At 68.9% G+C, this 20,349-nt stretch carries 17 protein-coding genes and 1 tRNA gene; 5 read left to right on the plus strand and 13 right to left on the minus strand.

Features of this window, described 5'->3' with window-relative positions; translation table 11 throughout:
* Positions 1 to 40 precede the first annotated feature (40 nt).
* The 5 genes from J4O73_RS03895 to J4O73_RS03915 form a co-directional block, all read right to left on the minus strand.
* Positions 41 to 117: transfer RNA gene (locus J4O73_RS03895), tRNA-His, on the minus strand.
* Positions 118 to 186: 69 nt separating this feature from the next.
* Positions 187 to 1,065: an SDR family oxidoreductase gene (locus J4O73_RS03900; protein ID WP_426214727.1), complete on the minus strand. Its 879-nt coding sequence runs from the start codon at positions 1,063 to 1,065 to the stop codon at positions 187 to 189.
* Between the two features lie 360 nt (positions 1,066 to 1,425).
* Positions 1,426 to 2,235 carry an exodeoxyribonuclease III gene (xth, locus tag J4O73_RS03905; RefSeq protein ID WP_426214729.1) on the minus strand — a complete coding sequence of 270 codons (810 nt, stop codon included), beginning with the start codon at positions 2,233 to 2,235 and terminating at the stop codon, positions 1,426 to 1,428.
* Positions 2,236 to 2,247: 12 nt separating this feature from the next.
* Entirely contained in the window at positions 2,248 to 3,168 is a 921-nt protein-coding gene (locus tag J4O73_RS03910) for an outer-membrane lipoprotein carrier protein LolA (RefSeq protein WP_426214731.1), read from the minus strand.
* A gap of 178 nt (positions 3,169 to 3,346) precedes the next feature.
* Positions 3,347 to 6,532 carry a DNA translocase FtsK gene (locus J4O73_RS03915; protein ID WP_426214916.1) on the minus strand — a complete coding sequence of 1,062 codons (3,186 nt, stop codon included), beginning with the start codon at positions 6,530 to 6,532 and terminating at the stop codon, positions 3,347 to 3,349.
* 243 nt (positions 6,533 to 6,775) lie between these two features.
* On the opposite strand from J4O73_RS03915, the gene J4O73_RS03920 reads away from it, so the two are divergent.
* From J4O73_RS03920 to J4O73_RS03930, 3 genes are all read left to right on the plus strand, one after another.
* Complete coding sequence (locus J4O73_RS03920) at positions 6,776 to 8,860, plus strand: NAD(+) synthase (protein WP_426214733.1); 2,085 nt, start codon at positions 6,776 to 6,778, stop codon at positions 8,858 to 8,860.
* Between the two features lie 105 nt (positions 8,861 to 8,965).
* Entirely contained in the window at positions 8,966 to 9,196 is a 231-nt protein-coding gene (locus tag J4O73_RS03925; RefSeq protein ID WP_426214735.1) for a hypothetical protein, read from the plus strand.
* Between the two features lie 80 nt (positions 9,197 to 9,276).
* The gene (locus J4O73_RS03930; RefSeq protein ID WP_426214737.1) at positions 9,277 to 9,666 is read left to right on the plus strand and encodes a PilZ domain-containing protein; all 390 of its coding nucleotides are present in this window, start codon (positions 9,277 to 9,279) and stop codon (positions 9,664 to 9,666) included.
* Between the two features lie 29 nt (positions 9,667 to 9,695).
* Here J4O73_RS03930 and J4O73_RS03935 read toward each other — a convergent pair whose 3' ends face one another.
* Positions 9,696 to 10,127: an HIT family protein gene (locus tag J4O73_RS03935; protein ID WP_426214739.1), complete on the minus strand. Its 432-nt coding sequence runs from the start codon at positions 10,125 to 10,127 to the stop codon at positions 9,696 to 9,698.
* A 123-nt stretch (positions 10,128 to 10,250) separates the two neighbouring features.
* On the opposite strand from J4O73_RS03935, the gene J4O73_RS03940 reads away from it, so the two are divergent.
* Positions 10,251 to 11,210 (plus strand): cation diffusion facilitator family transporter, encoded by a 960-nt coding sequence (locus J4O73_RS03940; protein WP_426214741.1) that lies wholly within the window; start codon positions 10,251 to 10,253, stop codon positions 11,208 to 11,210.
* 65 nt (positions 11,211 to 11,275) lie between these two features.
* Here J4O73_RS03940 and J4O73_RS03945 read toward each other — a convergent pair whose 3' ends face one another.
* From J4O73_RS03945 to J4O73_RS03970, 6 genes are all read right to left on the minus strand, one after another.
* Complete coding sequence (locus J4O73_RS03945; protein WP_426214743.1) at positions 11,276 to 12,130, minus strand: SDR family oxidoreductase; 855 nt, start codon at positions 12,128 to 12,130, stop codon at positions 11,276 to 11,278.
* A 5-nt stretch (positions 12,131 to 12,135) separates the two neighbouring features.
* Entirely contained in the window at positions 12,136 to 12,315 is a 180-nt protein-coding gene (locus J4O73_RS03950) for a DUF1328 domain-containing protein (RefSeq protein ID WP_378968067.1), read from the minus strand.
* A gap of 110 nt (positions 12,316 to 12,425) precedes the next feature.
* Positions 12,426 to 13,706 (minus strand): chloride channel protein, encoded by a 1,281-nt coding sequence (locus J4O73_RS03955; protein WP_426214918.1) that lies wholly within the window; start codon positions 13,704 to 13,706, stop codon positions 12,426 to 12,428.
* A 154-nt stretch (positions 13,707 to 13,860) separates the two neighbouring features.
* Complete coding sequence (locus J4O73_RS03960) at positions 13,861 to 15,249, minus strand: deoxyribodipyrimidine photo-lyase (protein ID WP_426214746.1); 1,389 nt, start codon at positions 15,247 to 15,249, stop codon at positions 13,861 to 13,863.
* A 427-nt stretch (positions 15,250 to 15,676) separates the two neighbouring features.
* The gene (locus tag J4O73_RS03965) at positions 15,677 to 17,092 is read right to left on the minus strand and encodes a phosphatase PAP2 family protein (RefSeq protein WP_426214748.1); all 1,416 of its coding nucleotides are present in this window, start codon (positions 17,090 to 17,092) and stop codon (positions 15,677 to 15,679) included.
* A gap of 58 nt (positions 17,093 to 17,150) precedes the next feature.
* Positions 17,151 to 18,281: a TRAP transporter substrate-binding protein gene (locus tag J4O73_RS03970; RefSeq protein WP_426214750.1), complete on the minus strand. Its 1,131-nt coding sequence runs from the start codon at positions 18,279 to 18,281 to the stop codon at positions 17,151 to 17,153.
* A gap of 198 nt (positions 18,282 to 18,479) precedes the next feature.
* Here J4O73_RS03970 and J4O73_RS03975 point away from each other — a divergent pair, with 198 nt between their 5' ends.
* Complete coding sequence (locus tag J4O73_RS03975; RefSeq protein WP_426214752.1) at positions 18,480 to 19,064, plus strand: tyrosine phosphatase family protein; 585 nt, start codon at positions 18,480 to 18,482, stop codon at positions 19,062 to 19,064.
* A 49-nt stretch (positions 19,065 to 19,113) separates the two neighbouring features.
* On the opposite strand, the gene J4O73_RS03980 is transcribed toward J4O73_RS03975, so the two are convergent.
* Positions 19,114 to 20,238, minus strand: a complete 1,125-nt coding sequence (locus J4O73_RS03980) for a branched-chain amino acid ABC transporter substrate-binding protein (protein ID WP_426214754.1) — start codon at positions 20,236 to 20,238, stop codon at positions 19,114 to 19,116.
* Between the last annotated feature and the right edge of the window lie 111 nt (positions 20,239 to 20,349).

A 20,349-nucleotide genomic window follows, 5' to 3' on the forward strand; every position in this document is an offset into this window, starting at 1 on the left:
CGGCAGCAAGCCAACCCTTTCGTCCATCCCGGAAATTCGATGGTACCACCGCCCCGGCTCGAACGGGGGACCCCCAGATCCACAATCTGGTGCTCTAACCAACTGAGCTACGGCGGCACTGGCGGGGGGTGTATCGCGGGTCCGAACGTATTTCAAGGCGAGTATCGCCGTTTCACGCCACCCTTCTCACAGCATCGGCACACCGCCGGTCACGGGGACCAGAGCGCCGGACATGTAGCTGCCTTCGCGGGAGGCGAGGAGGACATAGGCCGGGGCAAGCTCGGCAGGCTGCCCGGCACGGCCGAGTGGCGTATCGGTGCCGAGTTTTTCCAACTGTTCCGGGCTCTTCACGATGGGTTGGATCGGCGTCCAAACCGGGCCGGGGGCGACGCAGTTCACCCGGATGCCCTTCGGCGCGAGGAGGTTCGACAGGCCGATGGTCAGGCTCGCGATGGCGCCCTTGGTCGCGGCGTAGATCAGCATTGTCGGATCGGCGATCTTGGCCTGCTCACTGGTGGAGTTCACGATCGCCCCGCCCGGCTTCATGTGCGGCACCGCCGCCTGGGCGAGGTAGTACATGGCGAAGACGTTGGCCCGGAACGAACCCTCGATGTCGTCGGCCTTGAGGTCGTCGAGCCCGTCATTCACCACCTGCGCGGCGGCGTTGTTGACGAGCACGTCCAGGCGCCCGAAAGCCTCTACCGTACGCGCCACAAGCGCCTTGCAATGGGCTTCGTCCCGGATATCGCCCGGCAGGAGCAGGCAGCGCCGCCCCGCCTTCTCGACCCAGGATTTCGTCTCCTCGGCGTCGGATTGCTCCACCTCGAGGTAGGAGATCGCGACGTCGGCGCCCTCGCGGGCATAGGCGATGGCCACGGCCCGGCCGATGCCGGAATCACCGCCGGTGATCAGGGCGGCGTGGCCCGCCAGCAATCCTTTGCCGACGTAACTCTCTTCGCCATGGTCGGGCCGGGGCGTCATCTTGGAGGAGAGCCCCGGCCGGGGCTGTTGCTGCTCGCCCGGATAAGGCGGCCGGGGACCGGCCTCGCGTGGATCGTCGGTCATGGCGTCGCCGGTCCCCTTCGCACTCAGAACGAGCGGGTGCGGGCGGAGTGCGACCGGCTATAGCGGCGGCGGATGACCTCGACGATCTTCGGTAGCAGGAACGCCATCAGGATCTTGCGCATGGTAAACCTCGCCTCACGGATGTGTGAGCGGGTAGCGCGCGAGACTCGCCGAGGTTCCGTTCTCCCCGTGCCCTGCGGCACGGTGAACAGACCATCCTTCCGGTCGTCGCCCTCACCGTCATTGCGAGCGCAACGAAGCAGCCCAGGGATGCTCCAAGGTCGGAAAGAGGCCCTCCGCCCCTGGATCGCTTCGCTGCGCTCGCAATGACGGACGTGGGATGAGACGCGACGAGCGACCCTACAGATCCAGCGCCAGGGTCACCGGCACATGGTCGGAGGGGCGCTCCCAGCCGCGGGCCTCGCGAGTCACCGTGACGCTACGCACAGTGCCCGCAAGGTCGGGGGAGACCCAGGCATGATCGAGCCGCCGACCCTTGTTGGCGGCGTTCCAGTCGGGCGAACGATAACTCCACCACGTGTAGATCTTCTCGGGCTCCGGCGTGAGGTGGCGCGCCGCGTCGATCCAGCCCGCCTCGCCCCTCAGGGTCTCCAGCGCCTCGGTCTCGCCGGGGGTGTGGCTCACCACGTCGAGCAATTGCTTGTGCGACCAGACATCGTGCTCGAGGGGCGCGACGTTGAGATCACCCACGAGGATCGCCGGGCCGGAGGGCCGCTTCCCGCCCCAGGCGCGAAGCTCCTGCAGGAAGTCCATCTTGTGCGCGAATTTCGGGTTGAGATCGCGGTCGGGCACGTCGCCCCCGGCCGGGATGTAGAAGTTGTGCAGCACAAGGCCTGCCGCCTGCCCCGCCTCCGGCCCCAGCACCGCCGAGATGTGGCGAGCATCGGCCTTGCCACAGAAGCCCATCACGTCGCGGGTGTGAAGCGGCAGGCGCGAGAGGATGGCGACGCCGTTGTAGCCCTTCTGCCCCGCGAACACGACGTGCTCGTAGCCGGAGCCCCGCAGCGCCTTCAGGGGGAAGGCGTCGTCCGGGCACTTGGTCTCCTGAAGGCAGAGCACATCCGGCCTGTGCTCCGCGAGAAAGCGCAGCACCAGGTCGATGCGCAGGCGCACCGAGTTGATGTTCCAGGTGGTGACGGTGAGGCGCACGGGCTTTTCGCGTTACTGGCGCTGCGAGGATTGCAGCGCCTGCTGCGCCGCCTTGTCCTCGGCCCGGCCGTAATTGATGAAGAACAACCCCGCCTCGACCGGCTTACCCTTCTGCAGGTTCGAGAGCTGCACGGTAGTGACATAGCCCTGCGGGTCGGTGATCCGCCATTGCGACAGGGTCTTCACCTCGGGGTCGAACAGAAGCTGGATCCGCGAGGTGCCGCCGAAGGTCGCGCGGTCCTCCAGGCTGATGCGCACGCCCGCCGGGTCGTTCGATACGTCCGTCACCGAGAGGTCGCGGGCGAGATCGATCTTCTCGCGCAGCAGGAATTTCAGGGGCGTCTGGGCGATGAAGTAGAGGTCCTGGGTGGCGAGCTTCTTGTCGCGCACCGCCACCGACGTGCCGTCCGCCACCACTTCGAGGGGGGAGGGGGCGTCATAGTCGAAGCGCAGACGGCCGGGCTTGGCGAGCGTCAGCTTGCCGCCGATGCGCCGCCCGTCCGGCCCAATCTGCATGAATGAGCCGGTGAGCGTCGAGATGCCGTTGAAATAGGCGTTGGCCTGGGCGAGCACAGTCGCCGGGTCGGCGGGCTCGACGGCGGCGGAATTGGGCGTCGCCACCGTCGCGACCTTGGGCTCGGGCGCGCGGGTGGGCTTATCCGCCTGCTTCTCGGTCGCCTTGGGGGCGCCGGGCTTGACGCTGCCGGTCTTGTCCGTCGGCTTCACCTCGCGGGCGGCGGCCTTGGGCGCGGGCTTTTTGGGGGCCGCCTCCGGAGTGGCCTCGGGCGCCGTCTCCGGCTCGGGCGCCGCCTGTTCCTTGCGGCCGAACAGGCCATCCAGGAACGACGAGACTTGCGCCTCCGCCCGGAGAGGCGCGAGGCACAGGCTCAGAGCGAGCAGGGTGACGGCGTTGCGGGTGCGGCGGCCGATCATCCGGGGACTCCTTGCACCAGACGGGTGCGCGGCTCGGGCGGGATTGCGAGGGCGGAGCCCGCTTAGAGCCCCGCCCTGTGGCGAAGATACGACGCGGAACGGGCTTCGCCCTTCCCGCATCCTCCCGTCCTTGCTTCGCTGACGCTCGCAAAGACGGGGAGAGGGGTGGGGTGTGGCTTCAGTCGTCGTCGTAGGTGATGCCGGCCCCGTGGGTGCCGCCGTTCACGAGGATTTCGCGCTTGCCGGCGTGGTTGGCCGGGCCGACGATGCCCTCGATCTCCATGCGCTCCATGATCGAGGCAGCGCGGTTGTAGCCGATCTGAAGACGGCGCTGGATGTAGCTGGTCGAAGCCTTCTGGTCGCGCAGCACCACCTCGATCGCCTGCTTGTACAGCTCGTCCGAGTCACCGCCGGTCGCCGCCGCGAAGGCGCCGATGTCGAAGACGGGGGCGTCCTCCTCGGGCTCCTCGGTGCGCTCGGCCTTCTCGGCGGCCTTGCCCCGGCGGCCCGTCTCCTTGGGCGCGTCCTCCGGCGTGTCGTCGGCGGTCACCGCGTCGAGGTAGCTCGGGCGGCCCTGGCGCTTCAGGTGGGCGACCACGCTCTCGACCTCGTTGTCCGAGCAGAACGGGCCGTGCACGCGGGTCGTGCGACCGCCACCGGCCATGAACAGCATGTCGCCCTGGCCGAGCAGTTGCTCCGCGCCCATCTCCCCGAGGATCGTGCGCGAGTCGATCTTGCTCGTCACCTGGAAGGAGATCCGGGTCGGGAAGTTCGCCTTGATCGTGCCGGTGATCACGTCCACCGACGGACGCTGCGTCGCCATGATCAGGTGGATGCCCGCCGCACGCGCCATCTGCGCCAGACGCTGGATCGCCCCTTCGATGTCCTTGCCCGCCACCATCATCAGGTCGGCCATCTCGTCGACCACGATCACGATGTAGGGGAGGGCGGAGAGGTCCATCTCCTCCTGCTCGTAGATGACCTCGCCGGTCTCGCGGTTCACGCCGGTCTGCACCGTGCGGGTGATGGTCTCGCCCCTCTCACGGGCCTCCTTCATCCGCGCGTTGTAGCCGTCGATGTTGCGCACGGCGATCTTGGACATCTTCTTGTAGCGCTCCTCCATCTCGCGCACGGCCCACTTGAGGGCGATGACCGCCTTCTTGGGGTCGATGACGACCGGGGAGAGCAGGTGCGGGATGCCGTCATAGACGGACAGTTCCAGCATCTTGGGATCGACCATGATCAGGCGGCACTCCTCCGGCTTCAGCCGGTAGAGGAGCGACAGGATCATCGTGTTGATGGCGACCGACTTGCCCGAGCCGGTGGTGCCGGCGACCAGCAGGTGGGGCATGCGCGCGAGGTCGGCGATGATCGGCTCGCCGCCGATGTTCTTGCCGAGGCAGAGCGCCAGCTTGTGCTTCGAGTCCACGAAGTCCTCGGAGGCGAGGAGTTCGCGCAGGTACACGGTCTCGCGTACCTCGTTCGGCAGCTCGATGCCGATGACGTTGCGGCCGGGCACGACCGCGACGCGGGCCGAGACGGCCGACATGGACCGGGCGATGTCGTCCGACAGGGCGATGACGCGGCTCGACTTGGTACCGGGGGCGGGCTCCAGCTCGTAGAGCGTCACGACCGGGCCGGGGCGAACGGCGAGGATGTCGCCGCGCACGCCGAAATCCTGCACCGTCTGCTGCAAGTTCAGGGCGTTCTGCTCCAGCACGTCGGCATCGACTTCCTCCGCCGCGCCCGGCGCGGGCAGGGCCAGGAGGTCGAGGGCTGGCAGCTCGTAATCGGCGTTGTCGAAGGACGCGATCTCGAGGTGGCGCGGCGCCGCGATCATGCGCGGACGGGCCGCCACGAGGGGCACGTTGGTCGAGGTGGGCTCCGGGACGACGGCGGCCGGGGGTAGGATCTCCTGGACGGGGTGCGTGTGGATCGGGGCCGTGTGGATCTCGGCCTCGGCGACCGGCATCACCTCGGCGGCCTCGGGCTCCGCCACCGGCTCCGGCACCGGGGCGGCGCGACCGCGCAGCAGCACCGGTCGGGCGGCGAGCGGGATCACCACACGCTCCTCCTGCACCCGCGCCTCGACGGGGGCGGGCACGAAGGCTGGAGCCGAGGCGGGGACAGCAGCGACCGGAACGGGGGTCACTGCGACGGGAGCGACCGGGGTCGAGGCGGTGCGGATCGCCGCGCGGGCGGCCATGGCGCAGGGCATCGACGGCTTGCGGGGGGCGGGCGCCGCCTGGACCGGGCTGTGCGGCCCGAAGACGAGGGAGAGTCCGGGCAACGGAGCTGGCACAGGCGCAGGGGCGGCAAGCTGCGGCTCCGGCTCCCGGGCATTGTCCTGCGCGGCGGCGGGGCGCGGCGGCTGGTCGAAGCGGACGAGGCGGTCGAGCCCGTAGACGGGGGCCGCCGACGGGGCGCGCAGCAGCGAGACGTCCGCCGGCAGGGACAGGACAGGCTCAGGCTCCTGAACCGGCGGCACGAATGCCTCGATCTCGGGCTCCCGAGCGTCGAGGGAGGCCCATGCATCGACGGAGGACCAATCGTCTCCGCCGAACCATGGCTGGGACTGCGACCAGTCGGACAGGTCGGACCAATCGCGCGTCTCGGGGGCGGCGACCGGCGCGGACACCGGAGCCGGAGTGGGCTCAGCCTCAACGGGCGCGGGCGGACGGCGGTCCGGGGTGCGGAAATAGCGGACGCCGGGATTGGCGACGAAGGGCTGCTGCCAACGCGGCAGACCGCCCGCGACGCGGACCTCCTCCTCGCTCACGGCCTGATTCTGAACGGCCTCCTCGCGGAGTGCTTCCTCGCGGGCGGCGTCCTCACGGGCGCGGCGCTCGGCCTCGACAGCCTGCAACGCGGCCTGTGCTTCGGCGCGGGCGCGCTCCAGGGCGACGCGCTCGGCCTCGAGGGCTCGCTGGCGGCGCTCCTGCAACACGGCATCCGGCGTGCGGACATAACGCACGGACGACGCCTGCGGCGCGGCCGGAACGGGGGCGATGACGGGCTCTTCCGGAGCGATGGCATCCGGGCGGCGGGGCTGACGTACCAATACGCCGGGGGTCGAAGCCTGCCGGTCGATGCGGCTCTCGGCACGCGGCGCGGTGCCCTGGACCGCCCGGTCGTCGAACACCTCGGAGGGCCAGACTTGCGGAGTGGAGAATGCCTCGTCGGCCCAATCCTGGCCTGCACCGAAGGGGCGCGGGGCGCGCTCGTATCCTTCGCGGCCGACCATGACGGTCGGAGGCGTCAGCCAGCTGGGCTCGGCGCGGCGGCCGGCCGTGCCGTAACCGACCCGCGAGGGACCGGCAGCGCTGCCCGCAAGGCGGCGGGTGAGGGTTGCGCGCAACGCCATGAGGCGGTGAGCCAAGGCGCCGAGCGACAGCCCGGAACGGTCACCACCCCGCACCGGGCGGGCAGGATCACGGTGGGAATGCGGGGGTCGTCCCGATGCGCGCATGGTTATCCGATAAACGCTGGATAAGGGGGTCGCCGACCGTCGGCGGCTCGGTAGAGTTAGAAGCGTCAGCGTTAACGGGGGCTTTCGCGGCGGGCGTTCGCTGGAGCCTCGCGCCGCACCATATTAAGGATGCGGGGTATGCGAGCGCGGGCCGGTGACGTGTCGAACCCAGACGATGTGAAAGGCGGCTTCCGGTCGCTCTACCGCCACGGCTTCGCCCGTGTCGCCGCCTGCACCGGCCGGAGCCATCCGGGCGACCCGGCGCGCAATGGCGCGGCGATCCTCGCCCTGGCCGAGACCTGCCATAAGGCCGGTGCGGCGGTGGCGGTGTTTCCGGAACTCGCCCTCTCAGCCTACGCCATCGAGGATCTGCTGTTGCAGCAGACCCTGCTCGACGCAGTGGAGGCCGCCGCCGGAGATCTCGCCGCGCGCTCGGGCGCGTTGCGCCCGCTGCTGATCGTCGGGGCGCCCCTGCGCTGGCGCCACCGGGTCTATAATTGCGCCCTGGTCATCCAGGGCGGGCGGTTGCTGGGCGCGGTGCCCAAGACCTTCCTGCCGAATTACCGCGAGTTCTACGAGAAGCGCCATTTCGCCTCCGGCGCCGGGATCGTCGGCGAGACGATCAGGGTCGCGGGCCACGCGATTCCCTTCGGGACCGATCTTCTGTTCGAGGCGGAGGACGTGCCCGGCCTCGTCGTCGGCATCGAGATCTGCGAGGACCTGTGGGTGCCGCAGACGCCGGGCATGGAGGCCGCGCTGGCGGGGGCCACCGTGCTGGCCAACCCCTCCGGCAGCCCGATCACCATCGGCCGGGCGGAGTCGCGGGCGCTTCTCACCCGCTCGGCCTCCATGCGCGGCGCCTGCGCCTATCTCTACGCCGCCGCGGGCCATGGCGAATCGACCACCGACCTCGCCTGGGACGGACAGACCAGCATCGATGAATGCGGGTCACGCCTCGCGGAGGGCGAGCGCTTCGCTTGGGGCCCCGTGGCGACGCTCGCCGATATCGACCTCGACCGCATCGCCCAGGAGCGCCTTCAGGCGGGCAGCTTCGACGACGATGCGCGGGGCCGCGCTTCCGGGCCCTGGCGCCGGGTGCCGTTCCGGGTCGATCCCCCGGCCGGGGATCTCGGCCTGATGCGCATGGTGGAGCGCTTCCCCTTCGTGCCGAGCGACGCCGCCCGCCTCGCGCAGGATTGCTACGAGGCCTACAACATCCAGGTCGCGGGGCTTGCACAGCGTCTGGAGGCGACCGGCACCAGGAAGGTCGTCATCGGCATCTCGGGCGGCCTCGATTCGACCCACGCCCTCATCGTCGCCGCCAAGGCGTTCGACCGGCTGGGCTACCCGCGCTCGGATATACTCGCCTACACGATGCCGGGCTTCGCGACCTCGACGGGCACCAAGTCGAACGCCCACGCGCTGATGAAGGGGCTCGGCACGACCGCCGCCGAGATCGACATCCGCCCCGCCGCCGAGCGGATGCTCGCCGATATGGGCCATCCCTACGCAGCGGGAGAGAAGGTCTACGACATCACCTTCGAGAACGTGCAGGCGGGCCTGCGCACCGATTACCTGTTCCGCCTCGCCAACAAGGCGGGGGGCCTCGTGATCGGCACGGGCGACCTGTCGGAGCTGGCGCTCGGCTGGTGCACCTACGGCGTCGGCGACCAGATGAGCCACTACGCGGTCAATGCGGGCGTGCCCAAGACCCTGATCCAGCACCTGATCCGCTGGGTCATCTCGACGGATGCATTCAGCGTCGAAGAGGGGCGGGTGCTGCGTGCCGTCCTCGACACGGAGATCTCGCCCGAACTCGTCCCCGCCGAAGCGGACGAGGCGCCCCAGAGCACGGAGGCCGCCATCGGCCCCTACGCCCTGCAGGATTTCACTCTGTTCTACACCCTGCGCTACGGGTTCCGGCCCTCGAAGATCGCCTTCCTCGCCCTGCACGCCTGGGGCGATGCGGAGCGGGGGCAATGGCCCCCGGATTTCCCCGCCGAGAAGCGCGTCGCCTACGGCGTGCCGGAAATCCGGCTCTGGCTCGGCGTGTTCCTGAAACGGTTCTTCGCCTTCAGCCAGTTCAAGCGGTCGGCCATCCCGAACGGGCCGAAGGTAGCCGCGGGCGGAGCCCTGTCGCCCAGGGGCGACTGGCGCGCGCCCTCCGACGGGTCGGCCCGGATCTGGCTGGAGGAATGGGAGCGTAACATCCCTGAAACCTGAGCGTCACAAACCCGGCTCATTGTGCCATTATGACAACGGTCAAGCTGATTCTTCGCATCGCAGCGAGGAGCGGCGTCCGGAGGCGGCCAAGCGGAGGGTTTTCCGATGCGGAACTACAACCTCTTCCGTCTGAGCGAGGTCGAGGGCATGTGCTGCGCCGTGCCCGAATCGAGCACGGTCCCGGCCTTCATCGGCTCCGGACGATGGACCTTCACCGGCAAGCTCGAGGACGGCTGCCGTCCGCCGCTCGATTTCGATGGACGCGCCGCCGATACTGCCGTGCGCTTCAACGGCTTCTACCTGTTCCAGACGGTCGATCGCCGCTTTCTCGCGTAAGCGAGTCGCGCATCGCGGCGAATATTCCTTAACTCGCCTTGGGCATCTTAGAGTCCGGTACGCTTATCGGAATTCGCCGCATGTCCATGGAACAGCGTAGGCAACCTCGCCTCCGGGTTTTGTTGAAGGGACGCATTCACTTCAACAACGGCTCATCGAGCATCGACTGCCTGGTGCGGGACATGTCGACCACGGGCGCGCGGCTGTTGCTCAGCGAGACCGCGACGCTGCCGGAGAAGTTCGACCTCTATATTCCACAGAAGGAACGCACCTACCGGGCGCAGCTGCGCTGGCGCCGGGAGGACGGCATCGGCGTCACCTTCGACCACGGGGCGGAGCAGGCCGCCGAGACCGCCCCGGACCTGACCATGACCGCGCTGCTGCGCCGGGTCGGCGAGTTGGAGGCCGAGAACGCCGCACTGCGCACCACCCTGGCGCAGATGATGAAGGTGCAGGCGTCCGCCGTCTGACGGACCGCACCGCACTCCCGCGCGAACGTTCAGGCCGCCAGAGCCGCGCGGATGCGCTCGGCATGGGCGGCCAGCACGGCCGGATCGGCCATGCCGCCCTCATGGCGCTTGAGCGGCACGCCGTCCTTCCGGGGAATGACGTGAACGTGCAGGTGGAACACCGTCTGCCCGCCCGCCGCCTCGTTGAACTGGAAGATCGTGAGCCCGTCGGCCGCGAAGGCCGCCTTCACGGCACGGGCGACGGTCTGGACGCCGCGCATCAGCGTGGCCAGCGTCTCCGGCTCGGCATCGAGCAGCCCGCGTGACGGAGCCTTCGGGATGACGAGGGTGTGGCCCTCGCCCTGAGGCATCACATCCATGAAGGCGAGGACGTGCTCGTCCTCATAGACCTTGTGCGCGGGCATCTCCCCCCGCAGGATCTTCCCGAAGACGTTGTTCGGATCGTAGGCCGTGTCCGCCATGCTGCCTCCCCACAGGAGCGGGCACGATGCACGGCGCGGGGGCTCGCGTCCACCGGGTGGGAACCGGGAGCAGGCTACGCTTCTTCTTCTGCCGCGCCGGTCGAGCGCGGGAGGACGGGCGCGGTGGCACACGAGAGTACGGGGGCGATCTATGCTGCGGCCGGGGCGAACCTCGCCATCGCGGCGGCGAAGTTCGTAGGCGGCTTCTTCACCGGTTCGACGGCGATGATCGCCGAGGGCGTCCACTCGGTGGTGGACACGCTCAACCAGATCCTCCTTCTCGTCGGCATCAAGCGGTCCGGGAAACCGGCGGATGCGCGCCATCCCTTCGGCTATGGGCGCGAGATCTACTTCTACGCCTTCGTCGTCGCGCTGATGATCTTCCTCGGCGGCGGTCTCTTCGCCATCTACGAGGGCTACGAACGCGTCTGGCACCCGGAGCCGGACAAGGATGCGCATCTGTTCGGCTACACGATCCCCGGCCTGTGGGTGAATCTCGGCATCCTCGGCTTCGCCATCTGCGCGGAGGGTTATTCCTTCTCCGTCGCGATGCGTGAATTCTGGGCCGAGAAGGGCCAACACACAGCCCTCCACGCCATCCGGCGCAGCAAGGATCCGAGCCTGTTCACGGTTCTGGCAGAGGATACGGCGGCCCTGATCGGGCTCGTCATCGCCTTTGCGGGCGTCTTGCTGTCCCATGCGCTCGAGATGCCGGCCCTCGACGGCGCAGCCTCCATCGGCATCGGCCTCGTCCTCGTCGGCATGGCGATCTTCCTGATGGTGGAGACCCACGGCCTCCTCATCGGCGAGGCCGCCGACCCGGATCTGGTCAAGGCGATCGAGGAGATCGTGCGCGACGAGCCGGGGGTGATGCATGTGAACGAGGTGCTGACGCAGCATCTCGGTCCCCGCGACATCCTGGTGAACCTCAGCCTCGACATGGCCGACGACCTCAGCGCGGGCGCCGTGGAAGAGACGGTCTCGCGTCTCGACAAGGCGCTCAAGGCCCGTGCTCAGGACGTGAAGCGGGTGTTCATCGAGATCCAGTCCAAGGGAGACGGGGCGCGAAAGGTCGCGGCCTGAGGCGCCTTCCCGTTGCGCCCGCTCGGCGGACCTTGCCGTCGTCGCGAAGCGGACGCCGAATCGCTTCAGGCGTCCCGGCCGACCTGATCGAGGCTCACGCGCCAGAGGCGTTCTTGCACCGCCTCGTCGCGGCTCTCCGAGGACGAGGTCTTCGGCTTGCCGTGGGAGAAGTAGCGGCCGGTCACCCCGTCGAGTTCGGGTGCGGTCGCGACATGGAGCGAGGTGCGCGCGCCCTTCTCCGGGCTGATGAGGAAGGGGCGGATGAGGCTCCATGCCGTGCCGAACAGGCCGCCGGTGTTCGTGGCGAAGCCCGTCTGCACCACGCCGGGATGCAGGCAGTTCACGGTGATGCCCCGCCCGGCCACCCGCCGCGCCAGGGCATAGGTGAAGAGCACGTTGCCGAGCTTGGCCTGGGAATAGGCCCGCATCGGGCCGAAGGATTTCACACCGCCAAGGTCCGCGAAATCGATGTGGCCCCGGTAATGGGCCGCCGAGGCGACGTTGACGATCCGGGGCTTGCCGCCGGATCCGGCCGTTACCGCCATCGTATCGAGGAGTTCGAGGGTCAGGAGGACATAGCCGAGATGATCCAGCGCCCAGGTGCGCTCGATCCCGTCGACGGTGGTCTCGCGCCGGTCGAAGATGGCGCCCGCATTGTTCACGAGGACATGCAGATGCGGGCAGGCCGCGCGGACCTCCGCCGCCAGACGGCGGATCTCGGCCTGGGACGACAGGTCGGCGCGGTAGGTGTCGATCCGCGCCTCGGGCGCCGCCGCGCGGATCTGCTCCGCGCTGCGGGCCAGCTTGTCCGCATCGCGCCCGACGAGCCCGACCCGGGCGCCAAGGCGCGCAAGGCCGAGGGCGGTCTCGTAGCCGATCCCGCCCGTCGCCCCGGTGACGAGGCAGACCCGCCCGCGCATGAGCGTCAGAACACCACCTGCCCGACGGCGAGGGCGATCACGACGATGACGATCGCGACGATCAGGAACAGGCCGAACAGGATGCGTGCCAGCGAACCCGCGCCCGCCGCGATACCGGTGAAACCGAGGCCGCCCGCGATCAGCGAGATCACGAAGCAGATCAGGGCCCATTTCAGAAGCGTCATCAGCCATCCTCCGCTGGCCCGGCGCGGTGGCCAGGCGACGTACGATCGCCGTCACAACCGGCGGCAAGCGCGACCGTTCCGTCCCGAAGCCTCCAGTGGAGCTTTTCTTCTCAGGCGGTGCGCGCGACGGGCGTGGCCGCCACGTCGGCGCGTTCCAACATGATCTCCGCGAGGGTGTGGTAGAGGCCCGAGCGGCAGACCGCCTTGGAGGCCGCGTCCGCGATCAGCGCCGCCACCATCAGCGGGATCATCAGGGCGTGGTTCTGGGTCATCTCGGTGACGATGACGAAGCTGGTGATCGGCGCCTGAAGTACGCCCGTCAGGTAGGCCACCATGCCGACGAGGACGATGGCGCCCACCGGCACGTCCGGCACCAGCGCATGCATCATGCCGCCAAGCCCCGCGCCGACGGCGAGGGAGGGGGCGAACAGCCCGCCGGGAATGCCGCTCACCGAACTCAGCACCGTGGCGAGAAACTTCAGCGGCGCGTAGGCGAAACTCGCAGGAGCGTCGCCGTGGAGAATGGCGCGGGCCTCCTCGTAGCCGGTGCCATGGGCCGCCCCGTGGGTGGCGAGGCCGCACAGAGCCACCGCGAGCCCGCAGGCCGCCGCGAACGAAATCGGCCGGGCGGCGATCAGCCGTCCCACCCGCCCCGGCAGGCCACGGGCGAACAGGATCACGAGGCGGCTGAACACGCCGCCCGCCAGACCACCGACCACGGCGATGACCGGCACGATCCACCCCGCCGACAGGGGCATCGCGGCGGGCGTCGTCCCGAAATAGGTGTAATTGCCCATGAGCCAGACGGAGGTCAGGCCCGCCGCCACGATCCCGGCCACGATCAGCCCGGAGGAGCGGGCTTCGTAGGCCCGCCCGAGCTCCTCGATGCCGAACACGATGCCGGCGAGCGGTGTGTTGAAGGCCGCCGCCACGCCCGCGGCTCCGCCCGCGAGGAGCAGGCCGGGCAGCCGGTCCGGCGTCAGGCGGCCGAAGGCGGCCATGATCACCGCACCGACCTGCACGGTCGGCCCCTCCCGCCCCGCCGAGGCGCCGCAGAGCAGGCCGAGGAACAGCACCACCACCTTGCCGAACCCAACCCGGAGGGAAATGAGCCCCTGCCGGAAGCGATCGTCGCGGGCGTGCCGCGCGGCGATGACCTGCGGGATGCCCGAGCCTTGCGAGTTCGGAAACACCGTCCGAGCGAGGAGCGCCGCGAGCGCGAAGCCCGCGGGCGTCAGGACGAGGGCGATGAACGGGGAAGGGGCGGTGAGCGCCTTGAAACCCTCCTGCGCGAGGTCGGCCCCCTTGGCCATGACCACCGCCGCGAGGCCGACGCAGATACCCCCCACGAGGAACAGCATCCGCGAACGCCAGAGGGGATAGGCGTCCATGGAGGCCGAGCGCAGCCGGGCGATGGACCGACCGGTGCGGGAGCGTACCCTGCGCGGCTCGTCCGTCTGCAACCCGTTCTGCCCCGACATCGCCGTCCTTCGGTCCCGTTCCGACATCAGGCTTAGCCGGGTGCGGGCGTGAGGGCGAGAGTTTCTAGCCTTCCGCCGCGCAGAGCTTCTCGACGGCCTTCACATAGGCCTTGGCATCGAACTTCTTCAGCGAGTTCTCGCTCTGGTAGCGCACGGTGCCGAACACCTTGCGCTTCTGCCAGGGGCGGTCGTGCAGGCCGTAGACCCAGGCGACGTTGGTGAAGGAATTCGCGTCACGCCCGTCGAGGAAGTAGCGGTTGTTGAGCCGCAGGGTGCGCGCGAAGCCCTCCTTCGGGGAGGGAGACCATTCGAGGATCTTCTTGCCCCAGTACATCCGCAACTGATTGTGCATGTAGCCGGTCTCGCGCATCTCGCGCATGGCCGCGTTCCAGTACAGGTCGTGGGTCTTGCCCGCCGCCAGGTCCGCCTCCGAATAGGCGTGCGGGCGTTCGTCATCGGCATGGTCGGCCAGCGTCTTGCGTGCCCAATCGGGCACGGCCTTGTCGTAGTCGTCGTAGCCCTTCGTGTAGAACACGTGGTTCATGGCGAGTTCGCGCCGGACGATCACTTCCTCCAGGTAGGCGCCCCGGTCGTCGGCATCGCCCGCCTCGTTCTCCCGGATCGCCAGCGCGATCTCCACGGGGGAGATCTGCCCGAAATGCAGGTAGGGGCTCATATGCGAGGCCGCCGACGCCTCGGGCTTGTTGCGCCCGGCGCCGTAGCCCTCGAACCCGTTCTTGAGGAAGAACCGCAGGCGCTTGCGCGCCTCGCCCTCGCCGCCCACGAAGCGTTTGACCGGCCCGACCTCCCGGTCGAGGCTCATATCCGCCAGCACCGCCTCGGGATCCGAGACGTCGATCTCGCTCTTCAGCTTCAGGCCCCCGGCCTTGTGCTGCACGGTGCGGGCCTTCACCTCCTCGATGAACGGATCCCACAGCCGGTGGAGCTTTGGGCGGAGCGTGCGCGCGGCGAATTCGTGCTTGTTCGACGCGGTCTCGACCGGCACCACGACGTCGCCCTCGACCTGCACGATGCGGCGGCGAACGTGACGGGTGATCTCGGCGTACCACCCCTTCTGGATCGCGAGGTAACCCCGGTCGAGCACCACGAGCGCTGCCTCGTCCGACAGGTCGATGGCGACCTTGGCCGGGGAGGCCTTGCGCATCACGAAGCCAATGCCGCGCTTCTCCAATCCTGACTTGGCCTCCGCGAGGCCCTGAAGCAGGAAGGCGTAGTGACGGGCATTGGCTTCGGGGAAGCCGCTCTTGCCGTCGAGCAGCCCGAAACAGGCCACGACGGGCAGTTTCAGGTGATTCGCCTCCTCGATGGCGAGTTCCAGCGCGGGGTTGAACCGGGCGCGGTTGGCCTGCTGCATCAGGTACAGGACGTATCGCCCACCTTCATGCGGCTCCACGTCGTTGAGCACCCGGACCCGCTCGCCCTGTATCGCCACGCCGCCCCCGCTGCCTTCCACACCCGGCCGAGCTAGGGCGGAAGCGAACGAAAGGGAGCCGGGTGGGCAAACAGTTCCCTCATCATAACGGAGCAAATCGCCGCGGTAGGGGCGCTGCCGGACTATCCCCGCCTGTACCGGGTAGACTTGGCACTGCGCCACGCCTGTTCGACAGATCTTGTCGGAAGGGCATCCAGCATTCGCAATCCGCGATTGCAGTGCGACATTTTCGGCACGGCGATCCTGGAATTCCCGTCACATTCCCCCACGAGCTCGAAACTTGCCTCTCGAGGACTTGTCTTCCGCCGCTCCTGCACTCAGTTTTGCATTGCGGGAGCGCGATGGCGTCGCTCTCCCGCTGCCCTCCTTGGGCGTTTCCTCCCTAGACTTCGGGCCGCTCCCTTGGGGGTGGCCTTTTTTCTGGGCGTCAACGTGTAGGCGATGAGTCCTTCCGGCGGCTCTCGGCCAGAGCCGACGCCTTGCCCGCCGCCTCGTAGAGATTGATGCGCGAATAGGCGCCGAATTCCGAGCCATCGTCGAGGAAGCCGCCGCCGGGACCCTGGGTGTCCGTGAGGATGCGGTTCGCCTCGGCGAGGGTCACTTCGGGGAAGGCGGCGGTCAGCAGATGCCCAGCCTCGGGGGCCACGGCCGCGATGTCGAGGGGCTTGGCGGCCTGCGCCGGATGCACCACCGGCAGGCCGTAGGTCAGGGTCGAGGCGTAGAAGGCGGCGTTGGTCGCCTCATCCTTGAAACGGCTCTGGTCCTGCGCGGCGCAGGAGGCGATGTCGGCACCACAGGTCTCGGTGACGAAGGCATCGATCTCGGCGCGGGCGGCCTTCACCACGGCCGGATAGTCGGTGAGCGTCACCGTCTTGGCCGTGTCGGCGCTCGCCGGGTCGATCACCGCCGGGTTGGTGCGGATCTGCCCGACATAGGTCGGATCGTTGGCGAGCAGATGCGCGAGGGCGTGCAGCGAGGTCGCCCGGCCGCCGATCACGTCCATGGCGTAGTGCGCGCCGACGACGATGCGGCTGTTGCCGTACTCGGCGGCGCGAACCACCATCTGCCGGTAGCGGCTGGGGACGAGGATCGCGAGGATCATCGACTCCGTGTAGCCGTAGGTGGTGTGGCCGCTCGGATAGGACGGGCTGTCGGTGAGGTCCTGGCTCGGGCCGCGCAGCCAGTCGAGGCTGTGCGAGGGTTTCCCGAAGTAATCCTCGCCCCGATAGGCGGTGAGGACCGACAGGGTCTGGAACGGGCGGGGATTGCCATAGGCGTCCGAGCCCGGTGTGCCCGCGAGGCGGCCATAGGCCCGGCCGAACGCATCCGTCACCGCGCCGTTTCCGAGGATCGCGGCAGCCTCCTCCGAGACGGGCTTCTTCCCATGCGATGTGGCGTTGGCGAAGAAGTACTTGCCCGCGCCGGAATCGGACTTCGTCACGTTGTTCGTGTAGCCGATCAGCTTGGCCACGGCCGGAGAGACGCTGGTGAAGGTCTTGTAGTCGGCATAGCGCGCCTTGGCCTGATAGGCGTCGCCGATGCGCGTGCCGAGGCCGTCGGCGAGCTGCGTCGCATTGCCGTCGGTGATGAAGCAATCCTTCAGGGCGAGCTGGCGCCGCTCGGTGAGCGGCAGCAGCGCCGGCTGGCCGGAGGCGCCGCTCTGGATGTCACCCGTCACCGTCAGGTTGGCGTCGAGCGCGGCCTTGCCCTCGGGGCTCGCCAGCAGCCGCGCCACCGGCACGAGCCCGCGCAACGCGCTGAGGTTGGCGGCGCTCTGCGCCGACGCCGGAACCGGTATGGCAAGGCACAGGGCGGTGAGCGAGAGGGCAGTGACGTGTCTCATTCGGCCTTTCCCGTTTGGTCCGGGGCCTACCCGGCCCGCGTGACCGGTCGATGACGGGTCAGCCGCGGGCGCGGGCGCGGATCATGAAGTTGTCGTAGGTGTATTCCGCCACCTGGAACCAGAGATACTCCTCATTGCGAAACATCCGCAGCGCTTCGTAAACCCGGCGGAAATCCGGGTTCTTGGACGCCATCTCGGCATAGACCTCGTTGGCGTTCTTGAGCGCGGCCTCCATCACCTCCTGCGGGAAGGGGCGCAGCTGCGCGCCGCCCGCCACGAGACGGCGCAGGGCGCGCGGGTTGCGGGCATCGTACTTGGCCTGAACCTCGGTGCTCACCTGGGCGCAGGCCGCCCGCAGGATCGCCTGATAGGTCTTGGGCAGGCTCTTCCACTTCTCGGCGTTGATCCAGACATGGAGCATCGCGCCGCCCTCCCAGAAGCCGGGATAGTGGTAGATCGGGGCGACCTTCTGGAGGCCCAAGCGCTCGTCGTCGTAGGGGCCGATCCATTCGGCCGCATCGAGCTTCTTCGATTCCAGGGCAGCGTAGAGATCCGGCCCGGGCACCGCCTGCGGCTGCACGCCGAACTTCGTCAGCACCTGCCCGCCCAGCCCGCCGATCCGAAGCTTCAGGCCCTGGAGGTCGGCGAGGGTCTTGATCTCCTTGCGGAACCAGCCGCCCATCTGAGCGCCGGTATTGCCGCCCGGCAGGCAGACGAGGCCCGCCTTGGCGAAGACCTCGGTGAAGAGTTCGGCCGCGCCGCCCGCATGCCACCACGCCGCCTGCCCACGGGCGTTGAGCCCGAAGGGGATGGCGGTGGCGAGGCTGAAGGTCGGGTCCTTCGTCGCGGCCAAGGAGGCCGGGCCATGCCCCATCTCCACCGTGCCCGCCGCGACCGCATCGAGCAGCCCCTCGGCGGGCACCGGCTCGCCCGGCCCCTGCACCTGGATCTGGAAGCGTCCGTCAGTCGCCTCCGCGACGATCCGGCCGAGGGATTCGGGCGCGCCGAACAGGATGTCGAGATTCTTGGCGTAGGCCGAGGACAGGCGCCAGCGCAGCTCGGGCGCCGCCTGGGCCAGGGCGGGCGCCGCGAGCGGGGCGGCCAGAGCCGCGCCGAGCCCGGCCGAGAGGAGGTTCCGCCGGGCCGGGGAGGCGGGGCGGAGTGGGGCGTGTGTATCGTCCGAAGGCATCTCGTCCGGGCTGGTCGTCCGTGCCGCAGGGAATCGGCCGGGGTCGGTAGCATGGCCGACACCCGTGCCGAAACGGATCACCGGCCCGGACGGTTCAGCGCCGGGGCGATCTTTGCAGTCGGATCCGCCGGTTTCATTTGCGATGGCGTTTTGGATGAAGCGAGCCGATACCGCCCACGCGACCCATCAAGGATATCCATGCCTTCACCCGACCCCGCCCTCACCCTCCACACCGTCTGCGGCCTGGAGGAACTGTCCGGCCATGGCGAAGCCGGGGTGAGCCATGTGCTCTCGCTCCTCGATCCGGGAACACCGGAGCCAATGGCCTTCGAGGGCTATGGCGTACATCGGCGTACGACCCTGTTCTTCCACGATTGCCTCGGCCCCGGCACGGACAAGCACGGCACGGTCCTGATCCCGCCGGAGCGGAGTGACGTGGACGCGATCCTCGCCTTCGGTCGGGACCTCGAAGACGCCTCCCATGTGCTGGTGCATTGCCATTACGGGCTGTCGCGCTCGACGGCCGCGCTGCTCATGCTGTTCGCCCAAGGGGAGACGGGGACGGACGCGACGGCCCTGGTCGAGCGCCTACATGCCCTGCGCGAGCCCGCTTGGCCGAACGCGCGGATGATCGCCTTCGCCGACGCAGCTTTGGGCCGGGGCGGAGACCTCAGCGAGGCGGTCCGACGGTTGCACGCCCTGCAATTGCGGGTGCGACCGCACTTGGCCGACCTGTTGCGGGGGCTGGGACGGGGCGAGGAAGTCGAGGCGGCGCTCGCGTGAGGGCAGGGCGCTGCCCTGTACCCGCCAAAGGGCTCGCCCTTTGGGGTTCCTATTTTCCGGCAGGGGTGAAGTTGCCGTCCTTCCAGACGTAGAGAACGTAGCCCTGGGCGGTGACGTCGCCCTTAGAGTCGAAGCCCACCGTGCCGAGGACGAGGTCGAACCGCTCGTTGTGCAGCGCCTGGGTGATCGGGCGCGGCTCGGTGGAATGGGCGAAATTGCCCGCCGCCACCAGGGCTTGCATCGCGGCATAGCCGTAGATGGTCGAACCCGTCGGGTCGATGCCCTGCGCCTTGAACGTCTTCACCACGCCCGCCGCAGCAGGCTGGCGGCTCGGATCGAGATAGAAGGTCATCAGAACGCCGTTGCTGGCCGGACCGGCGGTCTTGGCGAAGTCGGGCGTGGCGATGGAAGACGTGCCGAACCATTGGGGGCGATAGCCCCGGTCGGAGGCGATCTTCACGAGTCGCCCCATCTCGGTGGCGTCGCCGCCATAATAGACCACCTCGATTCCGGCGGCCTTGAGCCGATCGGCCAAGGCCTCGTCGTCCTTCTCGGCGGGCTGGAAGGACAGGAACAGGGCCTCGTTCACGCCGATCCGGTTGAGGTTGTCCTTCGTCGCGGCGGCGAGCATCCGCGAGGGGGCGGACTGATCCTGCAGCAAGGCGATCTTGCGATCGCGGAAACGCTCGGCCAGCACGGCCGCCGAGAGCCGGGCCTGATCGTCGTCGCGCCCGCACACGCGGAAGATCGTGGGCAAGCCCCGGTCGGTCAGCTTGGCCGCCACGGAGGCCGCCGTGATCATGACGATGCCGTTGGCGGCGTAGAGATCGGATGCGGCGATCGATGCGTTCGAGCAGACATGCCCGACCACGAGGCGCACGTTCGAGCGGATGAAGTGGTTGGCGACCGCCGTGGCCGAATTCGAATCGCAGACGTCGTCCTGCACGTCGAGCACGACCGGCTGGCCGTCGAGCCCGCCCATGGCGTTGGCCTCGCGGGCCGCCGCCTCCACGCCGCGCAAAACCTGCTCACCCACGGCGACGTAGGGGCCGGATCGCGGCACGGCCACGCCGACCGTCACATCGGCCAGGGCGGGCTGGGCGAGGCACAGGCCCGAGACGATCAACGCGGTGGCGAGGAGCCCGCGGGCGGGGACGACACGTCCGGCTTTCATCGGGCTCTGCTCAGCACCCTCTTCGCAGGCTGCGGGCGGGGCCTTGAGACCCACGAGCCGCAGCCCATACGCGAGGTCATGCCAGAACGCGATTTTTTTTCCGTATCCGGC

The sequence above is a fragment of the Methylobacterium sp. NFXW15 genome (assembly GCF_049887755.1).
Taxonomy (GTDB): domain Bacteria; phylum Pseudomonadota; class Alphaproteobacteria; order Rhizobiales; family Beijerinckiaceae; genus Methylobacterium.